Annotated in this window: 18 protein-coding genes and 1 pseudogene; 7 read left to right on the forward strand and 12 right to left on the reverse strand. The window is 59.5% G+C overall.

All coding sequences use genetic code 11. The features are described from left to right. Positions 1-128 precede the first annotated feature (128 nt). From ACYVAC_RS14230 to aroQ, 9 genes and pseudogenes are all read right to left on the reverse strand, one after another. Entirely contained in the window at positions 129-1,121 is a 993-nt protein-coding gene (locus ACYVAC_RS14230; RefSeq protein WP_461098364.1) for a glycosyltransferase family 2 protein, read from the reverse strand. An 82-nt stretch (positions 1,122-1,203) separates the two neighbouring features. Beyond that, positions 1,204-1,899: a tRNA1(Val) (adenine(37)-N6)-methyltransferase gene (locus ACYVAC_RS14235; RefSeq protein WP_461098365.1), complete on the reverse strand. Its 696-nt coding sequence runs from the start codon at positions 1,897-1,899 to the stop codon at positions 1,204-1,206. Next, complete coding sequence (locus tag ACYVAC_RS14240) at positions 1,899-2,534, reverse strand: ribonuclease H1 domain-containing protein (RefSeq protein ID WP_461098366.1); 636 nt, start codon at positions 2,532-2,534, stop codon at positions 1,899-1,901. Before ACYVAC_RS14240 ends, ACYVAC_RS14235 begins: the two co-directional genes overlap by 1 nt. Positions 2,535-2,751: 217 nt before the next feature. Beyond that, on the reverse strand, positions 2,752-3,714 hold the full coding sequence (locus ACYVAC_RS14245; RefSeq protein ID WP_461098367.1) for an MBL fold metallo-hydrolase: 963 nt from the start codon (positions 3,712-3,714) through the stop codon (positions 2,752-2,754). Between the two features lie 75 nt (positions 3,715-3,789). Next, entirely contained in the window at positions 3,790-5,052 is a 1,263-nt protein-coding gene (gene pepT, locus ACYVAC_RS14250; protein WP_461098368.1) for a peptidase T, read from the reverse strand. An 8-nt stretch (positions 5,053-5,060) separates the two neighbouring features. Then, positions 5,061-5,534: a pyrophosphohydrolase domain-containing protein gene (locus ACYVAC_RS14255; RefSeq protein WP_461098369.1), complete on the reverse strand. Its 474-nt coding sequence runs from the start codon at positions 5,532-5,534 to the stop codon at positions 5,061-5,063. An 86-nt stretch (positions 5,535-5,620) separates the two neighbouring features. Further along, the gene (locus ACYVAC_RS14260) at positions 5,621-6,196 is read right to left on the reverse strand and encodes a MarC family protein (protein ID WP_461098370.1); all 576 of its coding nucleotides are present in this window, start codon (positions 6,194-6,196) and stop codon (positions 5,621-5,623) included. Positions 6,197-6,360: 164 nt separating this feature from the next. Continuing rightward, a pseudogene (locus ACYVAC_RS14265) lies at positions 6,361-7,275 on the reverse strand (aminotransferase class V-fold PLP-dependent enzyme); the annotation flags it as partial. Between the two features lie 182 nt (positions 7,276-7,457). Then, positions 7,458-7,880: a type II 3-dehydroquinate dehydratase gene (aroQ, locus tag ACYVAC_RS14270; protein ID WP_461098371.1), complete on the reverse strand. Its 423-nt coding sequence runs from the start codon at positions 7,878-7,880 to the stop codon at positions 7,458-7,460. A gap of 125 nt (positions 7,881-8,005) precedes the next feature. Between aroQ and ACYVAC_RS14275 the strand changes: the two genes are divergently transcribed. The 3 genes from ACYVAC_RS14275 to mgtE all read left to right on the forward strand — a co-directional run bounded on the left by ACYVAC_RS14275 (position 8,006) and on the right by mgtE (position 11,524). Next, positions 8,006-8,920 (forward strand): site-specific tyrosine recombinase, encoded by a 915-nt coding sequence (locus ACYVAC_RS14275; RefSeq protein WP_461098372.1) that lies wholly within the window; start codon positions 8,006-8,008, stop codon positions 8,918-8,920. Between the two features lie 384 nt (positions 8,921-9,304). Next, complete coding sequence (gene rsmA / locus ACYVAC_RS14280) at positions 9,305-10,126, forward strand: 16S rRNA (adenine(1518)-N(6)/adenine(1519)-N(6))-dimethyltransferase RsmA (protein WP_461098373.1); 822 nt, start codon at positions 9,305-9,307, stop codon at positions 10,124-10,126. 45 nt (positions 10,127-10,171) lie between these two features. After that, positions 10,172-11,524, forward strand: coding sequence for a magnesium transporter (gene mgtE / locus ACYVAC_RS14285; protein WP_461098374.1), 1,353 nt, complete (start codon positions 10,172-10,174; stop codon positions 11,522-11,524). A gap of 38 nt (positions 11,525-11,562) precedes the next feature. Here the strand turns inward: mgtE and ACYVAC_RS14290 are convergent, their stop codons facing one another. Next, positions 11,563-12,873, reverse strand: coding sequence for a GAF domain-containing sensor histidine kinase (locus ACYVAC_RS14290; protein WP_461098375.1), 1,311 nt, complete (start codon positions 12,871-12,873; stop codon positions 11,563-11,565). Positions 12,874-13,484: 611 nt separating this feature from the next. Here ACYVAC_RS14290 and ACYVAC_RS14295 point away from each other — a divergent pair. From ACYVAC_RS14295 to ACYVAC_RS14310, 4 genes are all read left to right on the forward strand, one after another. Further along, the gene (locus tag ACYVAC_RS14295; protein ID WP_461098376.1) at positions 13,485-13,898 is read left to right on the forward strand and encodes a response regulator; all 414 of its coding nucleotides are present in this window, start codon (positions 13,485-13,487) and stop codon (positions 13,896-13,898) included. Positions 13,899-13,980: 82 nt separating this feature from the next. Beyond that, the gene (dtd, locus tag ACYVAC_RS14300) at positions 13,981-14,433 is read left to right on the forward strand and encodes a D-aminoacyl-tRNA deacylase (RefSeq protein WP_461098377.1); all 453 of its coding nucleotides are present in this window, start codon (positions 13,981-13,983) and stop codon (positions 14,431-14,433) included. Positions 14,434-14,532: 99 nt separating this feature from the next. Continuing rightward, positions 14,533-15,174, forward strand: coding sequence for an O-methyltransferase (locus ACYVAC_RS14305; RefSeq protein ID WP_461098378.1), 642 nt, complete (start codon positions 14,533-14,535; stop codon positions 15,172-15,174). Positions 15,175-15,242: 68 nt separating this feature from the next. Next, the gene (locus tag ACYVAC_RS14310; RefSeq protein ID WP_461098379.1) at positions 15,243-17,579 is read left to right on the forward strand and encodes a LysM peptidoglycan-binding domain-containing protein; all 2,337 of its coding nucleotides are present in this window, start codon (positions 15,243-15,245) and stop codon (positions 17,577-17,579) included. 80 nt (positions 17,580-17,659) lie between these two features. Here ACYVAC_RS14310 and ACYVAC_RS14315 read toward each other — a convergent pair whose 3' ends face one another. Both ACYVAC_RS14315 and ACYVAC_RS14320 read right to left on the reverse strand, forming a co-directional pair. Further along, positions 17,660-20,590 carry a glycosyl hydrolase gene (locus ACYVAC_RS14315; RefSeq protein ID WP_461098380.1) on the reverse strand — a complete coding sequence of 977 codons (2,931 nt, stop codon included), beginning with the start codon at positions 20,588-20,590 and terminating at the stop codon, positions 17,660-17,662. Then, positions 20,587-21,750 (reverse strand): glycoside hydrolase family 88/105 protein, encoded by a 1,164-nt coding sequence (locus tag ACYVAC_RS14320; protein WP_461098381.1) that lies wholly within the window; start codon positions 21,748-21,750, stop codon positions 20,587-20,589. Before ACYVAC_RS14320 ends, ACYVAC_RS14315 begins: the two co-directional genes overlap by 4 nt. Positions 21,751-21,810 lie beyond the last annotated feature (60 nt).

A 21,810-nucleotide genomic window follows, 5' to 3' on the forward strand; every position in this document is an offset into this window, starting at 1 on the left:
GGTCTGTAAAACAGGCATTCCGTCCGCTTTTGCCGTAAAATAGCCCAATGGGCGCGGCAAAGGCGGGCGGAATGCCCCTATCGATACACAAAGATACAACGCGAAATTGGCTCAGCGCGGTTTTCTGTTTAAACGGACCGCATTTCAGAAAAGCCAACCCGCTCAGCAATAGTCGATTCGCCCGCCTTGTCGTGGGTTTGCCGAACCAGCATTTCGGCGAGGAAACCCGCCAGAAACAGCTGTACACCCAGAATAATAGCGACTAAGCCAATGAAAAACAGTGGGTTATCCGTAGCGTTGCGGTAACGCTCGCCGTTGGCAATGTTGATCAGCTTCTCGGCAATGAGCCAGATGGCCAGCAGCGACCCCACGAAGAAAGAAAGCGTACCCATGGTTCCAAAAAAGTGCATGGGCCGCTTGCTGAACCGGTGTACGAACGCAATCACCAGCACATCCAGAAACCCGTTGACAAACCGCTCCAGCCCAAACTTGGTCGAGCCGTATTTGCGTGCGCGGTGCTGCACCACCTTCTCGCCAATCCGCCCAAACCCGTTCCAGTTGGCCACAATGGGCAGGTTGCGGTGCATGTCGCCGTAGAGCGTGGGCGCAATCACTTTGACCACGCGCTGCCGGTAGGCCTTCAGACCACAGTTGAAATCGTGCAGCTGCACGCCCGAAATCCAGCGCGATACGGCGTTGAACAGCTTGGTGGGCAGGGTCTTGGTAATAGGATCGTAGCGCTTCTGTTTCCAACCCGACACCAGGTCATAGCCGTCCTGCGTAATCATGCGGTACAGTTCCGGAATCTCGTCGGGGCTATCCTGCAGGTCGGCATCCATCGTAATAACGACCTGACCGCGCGCGGCCTGAAAACCGGTTTGCAGAGCCGCCGTTTTACCGTAGTTCCGGTTGAAACGCACCCCGCGTACGTTTGGATTGCGCCGGGCCAGCCCCTCCACCACCGACCAGGAGGTGTCGGAACTGCCATCGTCGACGAACAGGATCTCGTAGCTATAGCGCTGTTCGGTCACCACCCGGACGATCCAGTCGTGCAGTTCGGGCAGCGACTCGTCTTCGTTGAACAGGGGGATCAGAACGGTTAATTGCAGTGATTCGGTCATGGAGTTACTAGCGCCGGGGTATCGTTTTTGGGTAAAACAAGATCATTCCCCGATCAATTCGCTGTAAAGGTCGGAAACAGTTTTAGAATATGAGATAAAAGTCGCGCAGCAGCGCCCAGAACGCATCGGTATAGGTACGTCCGTCGGCCTCATGAATCAGCAGTTCGGTCGTGCTGGCCTCGGCGGGCGCGGCAGCGAAGCCCGTTAGATGCCGAAATACCGGCTTTTGCGCCCGGTGGCGCAGGGTAAGCGTCTGGATCGGGTAGAGCCCGTGCGCAGCTGCCTGCCCGGTCAGCCGGCCCATCTCGTAGGGAGGCAACAGTACCCACCACCGCCCATCGGGCGCCAGTAGCCGGCTGACGCCCGACAGCAGGTCACTGAACGGCAGCTCGTCGGTATGCAGCGCCCGGTTGACAGCCGCATCGGGCGAGCGCAGATGGTCGGTATAAAACGGGGGGTTGGTCAGTATGCGGTCGTAGGGCGCGGCCGTAAATGCCTGAATCGCCTGATGATGCACCTGCACCCGATCGGCAAAGGGGCTGGCGACCACGTTGTCGGCGGCCTGGGCGGCTGCATCGGCATCGATCTCGACGGCATCGATCCGGGCGGTAGGGTTACGCTGGGCCGCCATCAGGGCCAGCAGACCCGTGCCGGTACCAATATCGAGCAAACGCCCGCCCATGCCCACATCGGCCCAGGCGCCCAGCACACAGGCGTCGGTGCAGACCTTCATAGCGGCCCGCTCCTGCCGGATGGTAAACTGCTTGAAGCGGAACATTATTTACGACCAAAATCCGCCGGATTTTCGCCCCAGACGGTTGTTTCCCACTTCAGCACCTTATTGCCGTAGCGGTGCGTTTGCAGCCAGGCCTCGGCCCGGTCGATCAGCTCGAACAGTTCGGCGTTGCGCTCGGTTTCTTCGAGTTTGGTATTGGCTTTCTTTTTCTGCACCCAGCCGATAGCGGTGCGCGAATCGGAGTAAACGGGAATGTTGCTGTTTTTCTGATGCAGCAGCGCCAGCGCGTGCACAATGGCCAGAAACTCACCGATGTTGTTGGTACCATCGGGATAGGGCCCTTTCAGAAACAGTTTTTGCCGGGTAGCCAGGTAAATGCCCTGGTATTCCATATCGCCGGTAGCCGTATTCCAGGCTGCATCGACCACCAGACTATCCTGAATGGGCTGGCCCACCAGCTCGGTCAGTTTGCCCTGCGGAGCCGGTTTGGTAGTCTGGCCAATGTGCAGGTGGGGTTTGTCTTTAAACGCCTTCAGGGCCTGTGGCTTGCTGTCGAACGATTTAAAGAGCGGCCCGGCAAAGCCATCCGTCTGGCGTTTGGCTTCGTCCCAGGTGTCGTACACCCCTGGCTTATGGCCCTTCCAGACCACATAAAATTTTGGCTTTTTCTGAGCCATGAGAACCCCGATTCGATAAAAGATGAACCGAACAGGCAGGCGCCCATGGGGCCGCCGGCAATCTGTCCGACTACAAAGTAACGGCTTTTCGGGCTTGTTCGGGACAATCCTGCCGGGGCGTTCCCGGGCTCTGAATCAAAAACGGCCCCGCCCCGGTCAGCGGCTCCCTGGGGGAACAACCGGCCGGGGCGGGGCCAACATTTCGACCGTAATTCGGCTACGACCGTCGGCGGCTCCAGAGCGCAAGGCCAACCAGCCCCAGCACCACACCAATACCAATGGCCCGACTCGCGTGAAACGATACCGGTACCGGCATCGACACAATGCCCGACTCGTCGGTAATGGCGGGCTGCTTCACATAACGGCCTTCCATCGATGGAATCGACAACTCGTTGAACCGACTGACCAGATCCTGCAGGCCATCGGCCAGCGCCTGCCCCCGTACAGCAACACCGTGGCCAGTGCCAACGGCGGCTGGTTTCAGCTTATGCAGGGCTTTTACCGAGTCGCGGGCCGCTGTCCAGTCGCAGGTGAAATAAGCCGGTGGGCCGTGGAATTCCTCGCGCTGCGTGGCCACCGCGCTTAATTCGTTCTGGTTGGTTGTCACGAAGGCATCGCCGGCCAGCAATGTGCGGTCCGACGCGCGGAACAGCGAGATGTGGCCCGGCGCATGGCCCGGCGTTTCGACCACCTGCCAGTCGGGCAGTTCGGGAATTACGTCGCCCCCCTTGATATAGGTGATGGCATTGCCAAAGTCGTCGGGCCCAATCGGGAACACCCACGACATGTACGACATGCCGCCCCCGCCAATGGCCGGGTCGGGTGGCGGATAGCTCGACAGGCCCTGCAGAAAGGGCGTTTCGAGTCGATGGGCATAGACCGGTACGGGCCAGTCTTCGAGCAGCGTTTTGAGGTTCCCGGTATGATCGGCGTGGCCGTGGGTCAGCACGATGGCGCGGGGTTGGGTGCCGGCTCCGAAAAGCTCGGCCGCCCGGTCTCTGACCGCACCGGCAAAGCCAGCAAAACCGGTGTCGACCAGCACCCAGGGGTTGCCGGGGCCGGGCGTACCGACAAAATATACGTTGACAAAGAGGGTCTTGATGCCGGCCACGTCGGCCGTCACGTCGTAGGGTGTAGCCAGCGTCGTTTGGGGCGGGTTGGCCAGTACGGTCGTTTCCATAAGCGGGTTGAGTTGGATTGATCTATCTGTTCAACCCAACCCTTTTCCCGATTGTTTTGCCGGCTGACCCTGTGGCTAGCTGCGTTCTTCCCAGACTTGCACCACGTTGACGATTACCTCGACGGCTTTCTGCATATCCTGCACCGAGACCCACTCCTGCCGCGAATGGAACGCGTGTTCGCCGGCAAAAATATTCGGGCAGGGCAGCCCCATAAACGACAGCCGCGACCCATCGGTACCGCCCCGTATGCTGCGCTGCCGCGCCGACAGTCCCGACCGCCGGATGGCTTCGAGCGCATTGTCGACCACGGCGGGGTGCTGATCGAGCACTTCCTTCATGTTGCGGTACTGCTGCTTCACGGTGAGCGTAGCCGACGAACCCGGGTAGTTTTTCAGCACCGTGTCGAGCTGATTCTGGAGGTATGTTTCTTTCTCGTGCAGCCCGGCTTCGGTGAAGTCACGGATAATAAAGTCGACCACGGCCTGATCCTGATTGCCCTCCAGCCGGGTCGGATGCACGAAGCCTTCTTTTTCGTCGGTGGTTTCGGGCGACAGATGCTGCTTAGGCAGGGCGGCCAGCAGATCGGCCGCGATCTTGAGCGCGTTTTCGAGTTTGCCCTTCGCGAAGCCGGGGTGGGTGCTGACGCCCCGAATCTGAATCGACACGCCATCGGCCGAAAACGTTTCGTCTTCGAGCGTACCCAGCGATTCGCCGTCGATGGTGTAGCCGTAGTCGGCACCCAGTCGGGCCATGTCGACCTTTTCGGTACCCCGGCCCACTTCTTCGTCGGGGGTGAAGAGCAGCCGGATGCGGCCGTGTTTTACCTCCGGATGCGTCAGCAGGTACTGGGCCGCATCCATGATTTCGGCCAGCCCGGCTTTGTTGTCGGCGCCCAGCAGGGTCGTACCGCTGGCCGTAATGATGTCGTTGCCCAGTTGCTGCGCCAGATCAGGATGCTCGGCCGCCCGGATCACCACAGGGGGTTCGTCGGGGCTGCTCCGGTCGGGCAGCACCAGATCGGTGCCGTCGTAGTGGCGATGAATCAGCGGCTTCACCCCCGCCCCCGTCACATCGGGCGACGTATCGACGTGCGAGCAGAAGCACAGCGTGGGCACATTGGGTTTATCGGTGTTGGCCGGAATGGTCGCATACACGTAGCCCCACTCGTCGAGTTCGGCATCGGCAATACCCAGCGCCTGCAGTTCGGCAACCAGCAGGCGGCTGAGATTTTTCTGCTTTTCGGTACTGGGGTTAGCGACCGACTGGGGGTCAGACTGCGTGTCGATCTGCACGTAGCGCAGAAACCGGTCAACAACGGAGAACGAATAGGCCTGCATAGGATTACTTAACGAAGAGGTTCCAGAATACCCGCCAGATCGGCTGGCGAATAGTTAACGCTTTTCAGGGTTTTTCGGTCGGCGTCGCGAAACACGAGGTAGGTACCCGCCGATTCGACGTAGTGGCACGGAACGCCCTTGCCCTGGTAGAGGGCCACGGTTGCTTCGGCCTCGTCGATGGTCAGGCAGGCTTTGCTCATGTTGGAACGCTGCACCTCGTCGAACAGCGTTTTGAAGGTATCGCCCAGACCAAACTCGAGCACTGCCCCCGACAGTACGTACTGCAGATCGCAGAGAGCATCGGCAGCTGCCACCAGGTCGTTGGCTGCAATAGCCTCCCGAAACTCATCGAGCTCTTCGGCCAGCAGGGCTACGCGCAGCTGGGCGCGGGCCGCGTCGGGTATCTGGGGCGTATCGAGAACGGGGGCGTGAAACGTGCGGTGAAAGGCCGCAACCTGGTTGAGCGAATCGGGAGACTGCATGGGTATAAACGGGTATGAAACGAACTACTAACGATTGGTGCCGGTCGGTTGGGCCCGTGGGCGCACCACCGCCGGAAAACGGCCGGTCAGAACCCGGCAATCAGGTTTGTTTTGATGAGCTTGATGGAAATAGCCAGCAGGATAATCCCAAAAATCTTCCGCAGAATGGCCAGTCCGCCGGGGCCCATCCGCGCTTCGAGCCACTCCGATGATTTAAGCACGATATAGATCAGCACCAGGTTGATCACGATGCCCGCGATGATGTTGAGCGTCTGGTACTCGGCCCGCAGCGAGATAATGGTGGTCAGGGTGCCGGCGCCCGCGATAAGCGGAAAGGCAATGGGCACAATGTGAGCCGCCCCGCCCGACTCCACTTCCGACTTGAAGATGGTACGCCCCAGAATCATTTCGAGCCCGATCAGAAAAATGATTAGCCCCCCGGCCACAGCAAACGACGCGACATCGACACCGAAAAGCTTCAGGATTCGCTCGCCCACGAACAGAAACGAGACCATGAGCGCGCCGGAGGCAATGGTTGCCTGCTCCGATTCGATCTTACCCACTTTCTTGCGCAGGTCGATAATGACCGGTAACGACCCGACAATGTCGATCACCGAGAACAGAATCAGGGTGACAGAAATAATTTCTTTGAAGCTAAGCATAGCCAGAGAGGGATGTACGTACGGTAGAGCAGCAGCAAAATACGGGCTTATTGGCAGTAGCTCCGCAAAAAATCCTTTAGTTTATCGCGTTCCCAGTCCTCAATAGCCGGAAAATTAGCAATGCGGAACGTAGTCGTTTTCCAGTCGCCGTAGCCATTGCCCAGGGTAATGCCAGCCTGCTGTGCAGCTTTTTTCACCAGGCCGATATTGACCTCAGACCCCGTTACGGCAATCACCGTGTCGGAGCGGTTGCTGCGGCCCGCACTGTCGGCAGCCGGGATTAGGGGACTAAAAGGCGAGTTGGCCAGCTCAGTCTCGAAAAACTGGTACCACTCAGCGGCCTGCCGCCGAATCCGGGCGTCGACGTCAGCAATGGGCGGCACCTGTTCCAGCACCCGCATCAGGCAGTAAATACCCAGGCCGTTGGGGGTGTAGGGCGTCTGGTACTTGCTGAAGTTTTCATGGATAAACAGCAGGCTGTTGTAATGATCGGTTTCGGCCACGGCCTGGGCGCGCCGAAGAGCCGCCGGCGAGTAAACCAGCACCGCCAGCCCTGCCGGCAGGCCGAAGCATTTCTGCACCGATGCGAACCAGACATCGGCCAGCCGCCAGTCGAAGGCAATGCCCGCCATCGACGAGACGGCATCGACGGCGATCAGGGCCGAGAAATCGCGCCGAAAGTCGGCCAGCGCCCCCATGTCGACCTGGGTGCCGTTGGCGGTTTCGTTCTGAACAATACAGAGCGTGTCGGCCAGCGACGGCTCGATCATTGGGCGAATCTTATGGGCGTAGTCGCGCCATTTCTTGCCAAAGGCCCCGCTGTAGGGGTGCAGACTGGTCGACGCGGTGAGCGACTGGGCCACAATCTCCCAGCATTCCGTTGCCGACGAAACTAGCGCAATGTGATAGTCGGCCGGAATCGCCAGTTTTTCGTGCAGCAGCCGCACGGTTTGTTCCACCACGGCCATAAACGCCAGGCTGCGGTGGTTCTGGCTGACAATACCCGACGCAAAAGCCTCGGCTGCATAGCTGGCTACCTGTGGATAGACTTTCGACGGACCAGGATAAAACGTAATCATGGACAAAGGAAGGGTTGTAAAGTTGGATAGTTGTAGGGTTGTGAAGTTATGAAGTTGGGAGTTGGCAGGTTATGAGGTGACGGGTCCGGGATTGGCCGGATGGTGCGTTGTGGCTGTAACGCATTGCCTGCAACACCCAACTCTACAACCCTACAACATTACAACCCTATAACGCTCCAACCTCACCGATCAGCCAGCGCCTGAATGGCGAGGGCGTAACCGGGCAGACCCAGTCCCAGAATGACGCCTTTACAGCGTGCCGACAGATAGCTGTGGTGGCGGAACGATTCGCGGGCGTGGACGTTGGAAATGTGAACTTCGATGGCCGGAGCCGACACGGCAGCCAGCGCATCGGCAATAGCGACCGAGGTGTGGGTATAGGCCCCGGCATTGATCACGATGCCATCGACCGTGAAACCATGCGCGTGGATCGCGTCGATCAGCGCTCCTTCATGGTTCGACTGAACATACAGCAGGTCGATATCCGAAAAGCGGCTCCGCAGCGTTTCCAGGTAAGCGTCGAACGACTGACTGCCGTAGATACCCGGCTCCCGCTTGCCCAGCAGGTTCAGGTTCGGCCCATTGATAATCAAAATCTGTTTCATACACAGGTTGTCATTTGAGTTCGTAGCTTGTGATGAACCGACAGGGATTGACCCGGGCGGTCAGCCACCAGCGCGCCGGCCAGCTACGAAGGCTAAACGACAAACCATAAACTGCGAACTGACTTGTGTGGCAAAGTTATATAAACGCCTTTAAGAACTACCTGCGGCTCGAACGCTCCCTGTCGGGCCACTCCGTCGAAGCTTACCTGCACGACGCCGACAAACTGCATCAGTTTATACTGCTGATCGATCCGGCCCTGACCCCCATGCAGGTTAGCGAACATCATCTGCTCCGGTTTCTGGGGTATCTGGGCGAACTGGGGTTGAGCCCCCACAGCCAGGCCCGGATCCTGTCGGGGTTGAAATCGTTCTTCAGCTACCTGCTTCTCGAAAACCTGATCCAGCACGACCCGACCCGGCAGCTCGAAGCGCCTAAACTCGGGCGGAAGCTGCCCGACACCCTGAATTTCCCGGAAATAGAATCGATGCTCCACGCAATAGACTTGTCAACACCCGGCGGTGCCCGCGACCGGGCCATGATCGAAGTACTCTATAGTTCGGGACTACGCGTGTCGGAGCTGCTGGGGCTGCGCCTGACCAACTGCTTCTTCGACGCGGGCTTTATCCGGGTGCTGGGGAAGGGCGATAAGGTGCGGCTCGTACCGATCGGGCAGGATGCCATGCATTACACCCGCATGTACATCGAACACGTGCGCAGCCAGCTACCCATCCAGAAGGGCGACGAAGACACGATTTTCCTGAATCTGCGCGGCAAACAGCTGTCACGGGTGTCGGTATTCACAACGATCAAGAAACTGGCAGACGAGGTGGGTATTCAGAAAAACATCAGTCCCCACACGTTTCGGCACTCGTTTGCCACGCATCTGATCGAGGGCGGGGCCGATTTGCGGGCGGTACAGCAGATGCTGGGCCATGAGTCGATCACGACCACCGAGATCTACACCCACCTCGACCGCGACTACCTGCAGCAGACCCTGCGCGAGTTCCATCCCCGGGCCGGTGGCCGGCCGAAGGCCTGATCGGGGAGTCGCCAACGTGGGTCGGGCAGGGGCAAAAAAAAGTCCCCGCCGTCGAAGCCGACAGCGGGGATCCCCCAACCTAACTAACCCAAAACTACATGAATGCTTTCTATATCGGAGATGCGGGCAAACCGCGATCGTTCTTGATGGATAAGTCACTCACTCCTAGTAACTCATTTGACATATTAAGAAACAAACTGTATGCCATAGTTTGACAGCACCTTTTGTTTTTCTCTAATTTTCGAAAAATATTTTCCAGCCATCCGGTCGGGGCTGCAGGCGGGCACCGGGGCTCCCGGCTGAAGCCGGCGCGTATCGAAACGGACGACCCCGTACGAATGTGGCCGATGCAGGCTACCTTTGCGGCCGAAAACGCCCCATTGTATGAACGTCAAACCCAAAAAAGAACTCGGCCAACACTTTCTGACCGATCTCAGCATTGCCCAGGGTATTGCCCAGCTCCTGACGGGCCATGCCGCTGCCGGGCAGGAACCATACCGCCAGATTCTTGAAATCGGGCCTGGTATGGGGGTTTTGACGCAGTTTCTACTGCAGGATGCACGCTTCGAGACCTACGTGATCGAGATCGACCGCGAATCGGTTGATTACCTCAAGCAGCACTTTCCGGCGCTGGATGGCCGCATCCTGCCCGCCGACTTTCTCAACATCCGGCCCGACCTACTGCCGACCAAACAACCCGACAGCACAGCCCCCTTTGCCGTGATCGGCAACTTCCCCTACAACATCTCGACGCAGATCCTTTTCAAGGTGCTCGATATGCGTGACCGGGTTCCCGAAGTGGTAGGCATGTTCCAGCGCGAAGTGGCCCAGCGGGTGGCTTCAGGACCGGGTAATAAAGACTATGGCATTTTGAGCGTGTTGCTGCAAGCCTGGTATGATATTAAATACGAGTTCACGGTTAATCCCGACGTGTTCAATCCCCCCCCGGCCGTGTTTTCGGGCGTGATTTCGCTCCGGCGCAACAACGTCATCGACCTGGGCTGCGATTTCCGTAAGTTCACACAGGTGGTCAAGCACGGGTTTGGTCAGCGCCGGAAAACCCTTCGCAACGCGCTCAAGCCCCTTAACCCTACCGAGGCTGCCCTCAGTAGCCGCTTTATGGACAAACGCGCCGAACAGCTGAGCGTGGCCGAGTTTATTGAACTGACGAAGCTGATGGAGGCCGGGCCGGAGCAGAACGCCTAAGTCTGGCTGCCATCACCCCGCCGACCCTTTTTCTTTAGCCAACTCATGACGTTCGAACTCACCAAAGACTATCTCGATCAGTTGCAGACGGCCATTGAGGCCGGCGATGAGGCCTACCTGCGCGCCGAGATGGAAGAGTTATACCCGGCGGATATTTCGGGCATTCTCAACGAACTCGAGCCCGAGTCGGCCCGCTACCTGCTGAGCCTGCTCGACGAAAGCGTTGGGGCCGAGATTGTGGCTAATCTCGATACCGGCGACCGCACCGATTTTCTGAAAAGCTTCACGTCGGAACAACTGGCTCCGCTCATCAACGAGATGGACTCCGACGATGCCGTCGACGTGCTCAACGAGCAGCCGATTCAGATGCGCGAGGAGGTTATCGGGCTGCTCGAAGACCGCGAACAGGCCCGCTTCATCATCGACCTCCTCCACTACGAAGACGGCGTGGCGGGTAGTCTGATGCAGAAGGAGCTCATCAAGATCAACGTAAACCTCACGGTCAATGCCTGCATTGAAGAAATCCGGCAGCAGGCCGAGGACGTCGAAAACGTCTACGCCGTGTACGTGGTAGATGACCTGGGCAAACTGCTGGGACTGGTATCGCTCAAGAAAATCGTGCTGGCCCGCAAAACGGCCAAAATCGCCGATATCTACGACGACGACATTGTTTTTGTGGAGACCTACCGCCCCGTAACGGAGGTAGCCGAGCTGATGCAGAAGTATGACCTCGACGCCATTCCGGTTGTCAACGTGCAGCAGCGACTCCTAGGCCGGATCACCATCGACGACGTGGTCGACGTAATTACCGATCAGGCCGAAGAAGACATGCAGGTTATTTCGGGTCTGGCCGGCGAAGTCGAAGAAGACGACAGCGTGTGGCAACGCTCGAAGGTACAGCTGCCCTGGCTGGTGGCCGGCGCCCTGGGCAGCCTGATGGCCGCTACAGTAATCAACGGCTTTCAGCAGGAACTGGGCAAGATTGCGGCCCTGGCCGCTTTTATTCCGATCATTGGCTCAACCGGCGGCAATGTGGGTATTCAAACCTCGTCGCTTATTCTGCAAAGCCTGGCCGATACCTCCGGGCTAAGCACCACCCTGGGTCGGCGCCTGCTGCGCACGTTGCTGGTGGCGCTCATCAACGGTCTGGTCGTAGGGCTTATTGCCGGCACCTACACTTTCCTGATTGGCGAGCCGAGGCTGTTTTTCGTGGTGGCCACGTCGTTGCTGTCGGTTGTGCTGCTGGCGTCGTTCATGGGTACGGTTACGCCCCTGCTGCTGAGTCGTATCGGCATCAACCCCGCCGTAGCCTCAGGGCCATTCATCACCACCGCCAACGACCTCATCGGCATCGGCGTGTATTTCCTGATCGCCCAGCTGCTGCTGGCCGAGGTATAGCCCCACCGTACAGTTTGGCCGACCTGGCGCCGGCCCGATTACTCGCTGACGGGCGAACCGGCCGGCAGATACACGTTGATTGTCGCACCCAGACCGGCCCGGCCTTCGGCAGTGATGAAGCCGCCGTGCCCCCGCACAATTCGCTCGCAAATGGCCAGACCGACGCCAGAACCGGTAGCACCGGTCGGGTGATTCAACTGGTGAAACAGGGTGAAAATGCGCTCAGCCTGCGACTGTCCGAAACCGTAGCCGTTGTCGGTTACGGTAAAGCGATAGTAGGCCGCCCCTGCTCCGTCGGCACTTGCCGCGTAATCGGCCGGGCCGGCACTCATTTCGCAACTGATCCGGATTACAGGTTTTATGTGCGGACACCTGAATTTGAGGGCATTATAAACCAGATGATAAAACAGCGCTTCGAGCTGCTGCGGATCTCCCCACACGGTCGGCATCGCATCAACGGTCAGCTGGGCATCGGCGGCATCGATCAGAATCCACAGTTCACGCGTGGCCCGATCGATCACATCAGCGATCGCTACCGGCTGCCCATCGATTACCCGGGTCGGGATCGATGCGTATTGCTCCAGATCCTGCGTTAGGGCCGACAGGCGCGAAACGGCACTGTTGATTGTCAGCAGTGCCTCGCGCCCCTTTGCGCCCAGCCGGTCAAGGTGCTGATCGACCAGCGTAAAGCCACTGGCCTGAATCTGACTGATCGGCTGCTGCAGCCGCTGCATAGCTCCTGTCATAACCTGATCTGTAGCCGGCATCGTTTGCATCAGTTGTCTGCGCTGTTGGGCCAGTTTATCCGATGCCTGCTCCAGCCGGGTATGGAGGTAACGTTCCCGCAGCCGACTCTCGCGTTCACGCTTCCGGCTGGTTAGTAGCTGCGTCACCTGCCCGGCCAGCAAGTGCAGCACGCGCATCTTGGCCTGAACCAGTTCGCGGGGCTGCCTGTCGATGATGCAGAGTGTCCCGAGCGCCATGCCGTTGGTGGCGATCAAGGGTATACCGGCGTAAAAAACCACATGTGGACTATTTATCACTACCGGATTGTGCTGAAAGCGAGCGTCGGCGCGGGCGTCGGTCACGATAAATGGCTCATCCGGCCGCCTGATAGCATGCGCACAGAACGACACGTCGCGCGATGTCTGCTTTTCCGATAGCCCAACGGCAGCCTTGAACCATTGCCGTTTTTCATCGACCAGCGTAATCAGCGCGATGGGGACGTTGAAAATCTCGGCAGCCAGCCGGGTAATATCGTCGAACACCGGTTCGGGATCCGTGTCCAGAATGTGGTGATGATACAGCGTATTAAGACGAATTTTCTCAAGTGAAAGTACCCGGCTCATAAACGAATGCGTGATTAACGAACGAAGAAAAACTCGTGAGCTATTGCGTAGCCACTTCATGCAGCTGTACCGTTTGGCAGCTATGCAGTCGATTTCACTACCTAAGTATATGGGTGTGGCAATTACTTAACTTTAAGTTAATTAACAAAACGTAGTACTATATCAACATTTTTTAACTATGTATCTGATTACGAATACCGTACATTCAGTCCAGCATAAAAGCCGCCAATAAGCAACCTTTTTAAAACTATTTACTACAATAACTATGTATTTATCGCCTATTATAACATAATATATATGTAAAACCACCGTATAATAAATAATAGAAGTATCAATCACAAATAGTCTCATTTTAGTATGTATATCAACAAGCTATATAAATAAGTAACCCATTAATAACTTACTGTCACTTTATAGTAACAGTTGGTAAATCACCCTATAGATCGGGCTGGATCATCGTCAGCCGCGCGGTTTGTAGAGCGATTCCAGCAACAGACCGCTGGTGATGGGCCTCTACCTGGCCCTGCCATCCCGGATCGTTGCGCCTTGTCGGTGCCGATCACGTTTGCTCGCTACGCACGCTATCCACAGCTTGTTATCCTTTCCCGCTTATGGCTATCCAGTCGCCTACCATTCTGATCATTGATGATGAACCGGCTATCATCAACCTGTTTAAGCGGTTTGGCCTGAAGTATTTTACCGAAGCCACGTTCGTTGGCGTCAACTCACCCGACGAAGCCATCGAGTACCTGAATGCGACGCAGCCCGCTACCCCCAGCATGATACTGCTCGATATCGACTTCAACGGTATGCCGGCCGGCCTCGATCTGTTGCCGATCATTGCCGGGCGGGTTCGCCAAAATGCGCCCATCATCATGCTGACAAACTCGAATCGACTACCCGACATCAGCCGCGCGTTCAGCCTGGGCGCAACCGCCTTTACGGAGAAGCCGGATGTACTGCCCGACTGGAAAAAATATATTGAAACCATTCGCAGCTACTGGCTGAACCAGCCGTTGACTTGATCCGGCGCCCGTACGCTGCACCAGGCCGGGGTGGGCCGGATCAGGAATTCTCGCTAAACTTGCGCCTTCTACCCGAATTCCTATGATTGCCGTTTTACAGCGTGTTTCCGAGGCTTCCGTTACAATCGAGGGGCATGTGCATGGTCAGATTCAGGCCGGGCTGCTGGTACTGCTGGGCATTACCCACACCGATACAGCCGACGATATCGACTGGCTCAGCCGCAAGATCGTCGGGATGCGCATTTTCAGCGATGCCGAGGGCAAAATGAACCTCGACCTGGCCAGCGTCGGCGGCAGTATACTGCTGATCAGCCAGTTTACGCTGCACGCCAGCACCAGGAAGGGCAACCGCCCAAGCTTTATCGAAGCGGCCCGCCCCGAGGTAGCCATCCCGCTCTACGAGGCCATGATTGCCCGCTTGTCGGCTGAAGTGGGCCACCCCATCCAAACCGGCGTGTTTGGCGCCGACATGCAGGTACGGCTGTTGAACGATGGGCCGGTCACGATCGTGATCGATACAAAAAATCGAATTTGAGCCCCGAACTGCCGCTTTTCGAGCCCGAAACGTTACTTTTACCAAAACCAGACCGCCCCGCCACGGCTTCGGAACGGCGCGCGGTGGGTTTACTGATGCATGGATTTTTTGCCCGCTGACCTGACGGCTTATGCCGAAGCGCATACGTCGCCCGAAACCGAATTACTGCAACAGCTTAATCGCAACACCCGGGCTCAGGTGATGGCCCCGCGCATGTTGTCGGGGCATTTGCAGGGGCGACTGCTGGCGATGATCGCCCAGATGATCCGGCCCCGGCGGATTCTGGAAATCGGCACCTACACCGGCTATTCGGCGCTGTGCCTGGCCGAGGGGCTCACCGACGACGGGCTACTGATTACGCTCGAACAGAACGAAGAACTCGAAGATTTTGCCCGATCCTACTGGCAGCGTTCGCCCCTCGGCGCGAAGATCGATCTGCGCATCGGACCAGCTGCCGACCTCATCCCGACCCTCGATGACGTGTTCGATCTGGTCTTTATCGATGCCGACAAGCGCAATAACCACCTGTATTACGAGTTGATTATGGACCGGCTTCGTCCGGGCGGCTTCATACTGGCCGACAACGTACTGTGGAGCGGCAAGGTGACGGCCCCGCTCAAACCCAACGACCTCGACACAGCCGCCGTGCTGGCCTTCAACGCGCAGGTGCAGGCTGACCCCCGGGTCGAAAACATCCTGCTGCCCATTCGAGATGGCATTATGCTCATTCGTAAACGCTAATTTATCCGCCACCGGGGCAGGCGCCCCCGAAGTCCCGACAAAACCACGAAACGCCTTATACGTCAACTATGAAAAAACGTTCCTCCCCTGCCGCGCTCGTACTGCTGCTGCTGCTAACGACCCTGACCGGATGGGCGCAGTCCTCCGTACCGCTCGTACCTGATCGCATGACGTTCGCCGACATCTCGGTTCGGCTCGACGACGATGCCCGGCGCATCGTGCAGCAGGATGTCAATGCGCTGCTGGCCAACCGGCAGTACTGGACGGCCAAGCTCGACCGGGTGGTGCTGTACTTTCCGGTGATCGAAGCCATCCTGATCAACGAAGACGTTCCCACCGATTTTAAATACCTGGCTGTGCAGGAAAGCTCACTGACCCCCGATGCCGTTTCGTCGTCGTCGGCCGTGGGGTACTGGCAGTTCAAGCGCGAAACCGCTATGGGACTCGGGATGCGGGTCGACGATGACATCGACGAACGCAAAAGCATCACGGCCTCGACCCACGGGGCTGCCCAGTACCTGAAAAAAAGTAATGCCCAGTTCAACAACTGGATTGCTTCGCTCTACTCCTACTACCTGGGGGCCGGCGGCATTGCCAAACTCATTCCGCCCGACTGGGCCTATGCGCGCGAAGTGGCCCTCGACGGCCGTACCGACCGCTACATTCTGCGGTTTTTTGCCCACAAACTGGCCATTGAAAGTGCACTTAAGTACCACCAGACCAGCAACCGGTTTGCCCTGCTCGAATACCCCGGTGCCAACGGCAAAACCTTCAAGTCGGTAGCCGATGAGCTGGGTGTCGACGAGTTTGAACTGCGCAAATACAACCGCTGGGCCCTGGGCGACGCGATTCCGACGGACAAGAGCTACGCCCTGGTGATCCCGGTTGCGTCGGAACAGATCAACGAAGTGCGCCAGAAAATCGTCAGTGTCAGCCCCCGCAGGGCGGTCGACGCGGGTCAGGTCGACGTGGGCTTTCCAGTGCTGCGTCGGGTCACGACGGGGCTGAGCGGTAAAAACGATCCGATCCTGTACGAAATCAACGGACTGCCCGGTATTCAGGCGCAGCCCGGCGATAACGGCGCCACGCTGGCCCGCAAATCGAAGATCAGTTTATCGAGCTTTCTGCGCTACAACGACCTGAACGAAAATGACCCTATTCTGCCCGGCGATGTGTATTACCTGGCCAAGAAGCGGAAGAAAGCACTGGTGCCGTTCCACACCGTGCGCGAAGGCGAAACATCGCGCAGTATTTCGCAGCGGTACGGCCTGCGCCTGAAAAAACTGATGCGCTACAACCGGCTCGACCGGATGCAGAAACTGGCTACGGGCCGGGTGATGTGGCTGCGCGAACGCCGGCCTGCCAGCAAGCCCGTCGAAATCATTACGGCGCCGACGCCCCCCGTTTACGATCAGACGCCCGCTCCACCGGCACGTACCGACGTGGCTGACAACGGCACCCCGGCCAACCAGCCTGCCCGGGCGGTAGCCGGCAGCGACAACATTCCCCGCGACCCCTCGGAGCGCAAGAAGTACCAGCCCAAGCTGGTGGGGGGTGGCGTAACGCCCAACGATGGCACCTCGCAGCCCGCTACTACGCAGCCCATTCCGGAGCCGGCGCCCAGCCGCCCCGATGGCTGGTCGACGGGCAGTACCGGCAGTGGCGTCAACAAAAACCGTAAAGCCAACCGCACTACCCAGCCCGCGCCGGTTAGCTCGGAGGGCAGCCAGCGGGTAATTATTGTCCGGACGCCCACCACGCCCGGCTCTGCCGAACCCGCCGAAACGCGGGCGGTGCCGGTGGCGACCACACCCGAGCGCGTACCGGCGGCCGCTGCCGACAACATGCCGGCGCCAAAATCAGGCTCGACCACCGGCACCTACGCCCCGGCCAAAACAAGCCGACCCGCCGTTCAGGACGACGACCTGCAACCCGTTCGGACACCGGCTACGGTAACCAAAGCGACGCCCAAAACCGCCCCGTCGGTACTGGAAGAGCCCGCACCGGCCCCCAAAACAGCACCGGCCCCGGCTGCGGTCAATCGGTCGGCCTCGACCCACACGGTAGAACCCGGCCAGACCTACTACAGCATTTCGCGGCTGTATGGCCTGACCGTCGATGAGCTGCTGGCGCTGAACAACCTTACTACCGACCAGCCCCTCTCGACGGGACGCGTACTGATCGTAAAAGCTTCGGCGGCAAAAGAAAACCCACCGGCCAAAGTGACAACCAGACCCACGGCCACGTCTGAATCAGGTACGGTTTATCACACGGTGGTCAAAGGCGAAACCATGTATCGTATCTCGAAAGAATACGGCGTAACGGTCGATCAGATCAGGGAATGGAACAACCTGCCCGACACGAATGTAAAACTTGGTCAGCGCCTTAAAATCGTGAAACCGTAATCCGCTCATCAGCGAACCCACCCAAACAGAAAGCCCCTCGTCAGGAGGGGCTTTCTGTTTACAGGGCCATGGCTATTGGGTCAGCGTAGTTTGCCAAGCCGCAGGCGCAGGGGGGTCAGCGAAACGGGGCCCAGCAGCCCGGCGGGGCGCACCGGCCAGTTGACAGCCGTGAAATTGCCATCGGGGCCGCGGTCTTCCTTGAGCCGGGGCGACATGTTGATGTTGTAGAATTTTTTCCAGTTGACCCCGCGCTGGTCGAGGTCGCGGATGCGGTTGGCCATCCCGCCCGATACCCGAACCGATAGTTCGTTCTGTGCCCGGAGCAGGCTGTCGGGAATGAGCAGCCGGTAAACCGGCCCCAGCACCGTGCCCAGCACCCGGCCGTTGAGCGACACCTGCGCACTCTGGTCTACCCCACCCAGATCGAGCCACCAGCCCTCGGCAGTCCCGTCGGGCCGCGCAAAGGTGTGCCGGTACACGACCGACCCGGCAAATGCTTTCGCGCCCTCACCCGGCAGGTCGGTCCAAGAGCCGGGCCCGGCCATCGTAACGGATGCCGGGCGGGCTGGGCTACCGGTTCCATCGGGGGTTGGGCCGAAGGTAAGCTGCCAGGGGCCCGTCAGCGGCTGGGCTTTGCCCACGGGCACGGCGTATGTGTATACGGGCACCGACGTAGTTTCGCCCGTTGTCAGCACGGCCGACTCGCCGGGCTGCAACTGCAGGTAAACCTCCGTGCCGGTGTTGGTCTGGCGCATGGCAGCCGACCCCGCCTGTTCGGTCATGGGGTTGTAGAGGATTACCGAGCCGATTGGCGCCCGCAGCGGCACCCAGCCATCCAACGGCTCCTTACGCTGGTTCACCACAAAGTAAGTGTGTTTGCCGGGAGCCGTCTGCCGCCGAACATAGGCCAGCCCGGCATCGACCAGTTGTTCACGCGCGATACCCGCGTCGGTGAGCAGCGCGTCGGCATCAGCACCGAGCAGCACCCGGCCCTTACCGACCACCGCCCGTTGAACACCGTTCCGGGGCGCGCTGAACCGCAGCCCGTCGCGCAGTTTCCGAAAGGCTTGCCGGCGGCCGGCCAGATCGCCCAGACCGGGCACATCGGCGGGGAGGTCCCCGGCTATCAGTACCGTGGCCCCCTGTTCGGCCAGGGTCAGCAACTGCCGGAAGGTAGGCAGGGGCATCAGCCGGGCGTCGGGGATCAGTATGGTCTGGTAGCGTATAACACCCGTTTTGAGTGCACCCTGCTCGGTGGTCAGACGCAGTACCTGCCGGTCAGACAGATAGTCGAAGCCATAGCCCCGGTCCAGCAGCTGTTGCGCCAGCGTAGCCACCGGCAGCCCTTTGAAACCGTGCTCCATGCCGTCGAAATGCTGCAGCAGCACCTTGCCGGGCCGTTCGTAGGCGTCGTAGATGGGCAGGTAGAGCAGCACCTCATTATTAGGCTTTCCCTGCTGCAGAAACGACTGGCAGCGGGCCGCATAGCGGTTCAGGGCGCCGAAGTCGGGCCAGAAGGGATTGTTGGGGTTTATGTGAACGGCTGCGTAGAACAGCCAGCCCGGCCACGCAGCCGCCTGGGGCGAGTAGTTGGTGCCGTGGTAGAACACGTGGTTGACGCCCCCCAGCCAGAACAGGTCGAGGTCTTTCTTGATATCGCCCAGCGTCGACAGAAAATGCTCGTTATCCCAGGTGGCCGACTCCGACGAAATCAGCGGTTTGCCGGTCACATTGGCCGCCGACGAGGCAAACTTGATGCGGAGCAGATCGGTACCTTCGATCTCGGGAATGTCGGTCGCTGCGTAGAGGTCGAGGATATTGGCAGGCGAACCGTGGGCCTGATTGCGGATTTTGGTTTGCCGGCCCGCAGCCCAGTCGTGCCAGGTGCGGGTGTAGTTGTCGAGCAACAGATCGGACAGCGTTTCGCGGTAGTCGCTTAGGACACGCGGTCCACTGCTATCGGCAGGGGCAGCCGGGCGGGCACTGGTGGTGGTACCGGCGTCGCGCTGGGCCTGGCTGAGCAGGGCGGGCAGGTGCTGCCGCAGGTCATAGCCCCGGCGCTGCTGAAAGGCGCTGAAGAAAGCGGGCGTCCAGTTGCCTTCGCCCTGTGCATCGTCTACTTCATACGAATCGTTGAAAAAGGCCCGGATACCCGACAGGTTGTGTCCCTTAAACGCCTGGTCGAACCGGGCCAGGTAATGCTGGGTAGCGGTTTTGGAGAAGTGGTCGATCACGTCGCCCTCGCCCCCCGGCCCCGCCCGCTCGACCTGTTTGCCGTGCCAGCCCATAAACAGGCCGTAGAGTGTCCACTGACCGGCCGGGGCGGTCCAGTTCAGTTGTCCCTGCGCGTCGACCCGGCTCGTCAGGTCGATAACCTGCCCATTGGCGCCATAGGCCATCAGGGCCTGCAGGGGCAGCGGCTTCGGAAATCGTACCTGATCGAAGGCGTGCCGCTGCAGATCGGGGTTGGTGGCGATGGGGTCGCGCAGGGCCCGGATGTCGATGGCGTCGCCTACGGTGCGAACAAGGGCTTTCTGCTCAAACCGGACAGGCTCGGGCAGCGTAGCGCCCCCGGCCAGCGTCCAGTGTCTGTAGGCCAGGTAGCGGCAGGCATCGTCGGGCGTTACCCACGGCCCACCGAAGGGCCAGCCCGACGCCTGCGCCAGATCGACACCCAGCCCCAGCCGCCGGGCATCGGCCAGGGTATGGTCGAGCCGGGCCATCCAGGCAGGCGACAGAAACGGCAAAAACTGCGCTTCGGTGCCCTTCACGCCGTAGATGGGTGTGATCTCTACGCCCCCCAGTCCGGCATCGCGGTACTCGGTCAGTAACCGGGTCAGGTCGGTGTCGTTTACGGCGCTGCCCATCCACCACCAGCGGGTCCAGGGGCGGGTTTGCTGCGTAATGGCCGGCCAGGCGGGCTGCGGCCGGGCGGGTGCCGACGGCTGCGCCACCAGGTTGGTAGCGCAGGCAAGCAGCCATCCGCTTAGAAAAATGCGGTGCAGATTCATTTGAGTTTATACACTTCACTACCGGCGAGCAGAAAGCAACCCAGGCCGTAATCTTCAAAATCGGGAACACTGTCGTAGGTAACCGGCTGGCCGTCTTTCGGCTCTTTGCCCGTGCCCTGCACATAGCCCAGCCGGCCGTCGGGGTGGAGGGCCTCACGCACCATGGCATTCCAGGCCCGCAGGATACGGGGCCGGTACGTTTTGCGGTCGAGCAGCCCGCGGTTAACGCCCCACGCCATGCCATAGACAAACAGAGCTGTGCCGCTGGTTTCCTTACCCCCGAAGTGGGTCGAATCGTGGAGGCTGACGTTCCAGAAGCCATCGGGCCGCTGCAGGGGTGCCAGCGCTTTCATCATCGTCTGGTACATCTGCGCGTATTCTTCGCGGTGGGGAGCCCCCTTGGGCATGTCGCTGAGCACCCGCACCAGCGCGGCCACGATCCAGCCGTTCCCCCGCGACCAGTAGCAGTCTTCGCCATTGGGTTCCTTGTAGGGCGCCACAAAGTCTTTGTCGCGCCACCACAGGCCATCGGCGGGGTTGAACAGGCCGTTGCCACCGTGCCGGGTTTTGGCGTGGAGGTAGAGCTGATACATTTTCTCGTAGTAGCCATTGGCCACCGCCGGCTCCCGGGCATACAGGGCCGCCAGTTTGGTGTAGACCGGCATGGCCATCTGCAGGGCGTCGATCCAGTTCCAGTCGTCGGTCTGGTCGCTGGCCACGCGGCTGTCGATACAGGCCTTAATGTCGCGGATACGCTCGGGTTTCGGATCGAGCCGGTAGAGGTCGATGTAGGTCTGGCCACAGCACTGGTCATCGGCGTTGCGGGTCTGTACACCCGAGCGCAGGCCCCACCCGTGCTGCTGTCCCCAGTCGACGGCGTAATCGCGGTAGCGGGGTTGCGGATCGAGGCCGTAGAGCGCCATCAGCCCCTCGTAATACACGGCCCGGGTCCAGATGTGGCTCGGCCGAACCTTGTTGGTTAGAATTTCTTTGCCGGGGTCGGGCCACCTGGCCATAAAGTAATCATTGGCCAGCGTGAGTTGCCGCCGAATATCGGTCCGGCTGGGTACGGTTTGATCCGCAATCGGCTGACTGATGGCCGGCTGACCGATCACCATGAACAGCATCCATACGGAGAGAACAGGAACGCATTTGAACATAGAAGAGAGGGGTGTAGCTGATCCATAAACCCGCGCGCCCCTGCCGGCTACTCATCAGAC

Source organism: Spirosoma luteolum (genome assembly GCF_054778875.1).

Excerpts from the sequence above, each read along its gene's own strand:
- ACYVAC_RS14260 (WP_461098370.1), bottom strand. The coding sequence starts at position 6,196 with ATGCTTAGCTTCAAAGAAATTATTTCTGTCACCCTGATTCTGTTCTCG.
- ACYVAC_RS14290 (WP_461098375.1), bottom strand. The coding sequence starts at position 12,873 with ATGAGCCGGGTACTTTCACTTGAGAAAATTCGTCTTAATACGCTGTAT.
- ACYVAC_RS14305 (WP_461098378.1), top strand. The coding sequence starts at position 14,533 with ATGGATTTTTTGCCCGCTGACCTGACGGCTTATGCCGAAGCGCATACG.
- ACYVAC_RS14255 (WP_461098369.1), bottom strand. The coding sequence starts at position 5,534 with ATGCAGTCTCCCGATTCGCTCAACCAGGTTGCGGCCTTTCACCGCACG.
- aroQ (WP_461098371.1), bottom strand. The coding sequence starts at position 7,880 with ATGAAACAGATTTTGATTATCAATGGGCCGAACCTGAACCTGCTGGGC.
- ACYVAC_RS14240 (WP_461098366.1), bottom strand. The coding sequence starts at position 2,534 with ATGGCTCAGAAAAAGCCAAAATTTTATGTGGTCTGGAAGGGCCATAAG.
- ACYVAC_RS14310 (WP_461098379.1), top strand. The coding sequence starts at position 15,243 with ATGAAAAAACGTTCCTCCCCTGCCGCGCTCGTACTGCTGCTGCTGCTA.
- dtd (WP_461098377.1), top strand. The coding sequence starts at position 13,981 with ATGATTGCCGTTTTACAGCGTGTTTCCGAGGCTTCCGTTACAATCGAG.
- ACYVAC_RS14295 (WP_461098376.1), top strand. The coding sequence starts at position 13,485 with ATGGCTATCCAGTCGCCTACCATTCTGATCATTGATGATGAACCGGCT.
- mgtE (WP_461098374.1), top strand. The coding sequence starts at position 10,172 with ATGACGTTCGAACTCACCAAAGACTATCTCGATCAGTTGCAGACGGCC.
- ACYVAC_RS14230 (WP_461098364.1), bottom strand. The coding sequence starts at position 1,121 with ATGACCGAATCACTGCAATTAACCGTTCTGATCCCCCTGTTCAACGAA.
- rsmA (WP_461098373.1), top strand. The coding sequence starts at position 9,305 with ATGAACGTCAAACCCAAAAAAGAACTCGGCCAACACTTTCTGACCGAT.
- ACYVAC_RS14245 (WP_461098367.1), bottom strand. The coding sequence starts at position 3,714 with ATGGAAACGACCGTACTGGCCAACCCGCCCCAAACGACGCTGGCTACA.
- ACYVAC_RS14320 (WP_461098381.1), bottom strand. The coding sequence starts at position 21,750 with ATGTTCAAATGCGTTCCTGTTCTCTCCGTATGGATGCTGTTCATGGTG.
- pepT (WP_461098368.1), bottom strand. The coding sequence starts at position 5,052 with ATGCAGGCCTATTCGTTCTCCGTTGTTGACCGGTTTCTGCGCTACGTG.
- ACYVAC_RS14235 (WP_461098365.1), bottom strand. The coding sequence starts at position 1,899 with ATGTTCCGCTTCAAGCAGTTTACCATCCGGCAGGAGCGGGCCGCTATG.
- ACYVAC_RS14315 (WP_461098380.1), bottom strand. The coding sequence starts at position 20,590 with ATGAATCTGCACCGCATTTTTCTAAGCGGATGGCTGCTTGCCTGCGCT.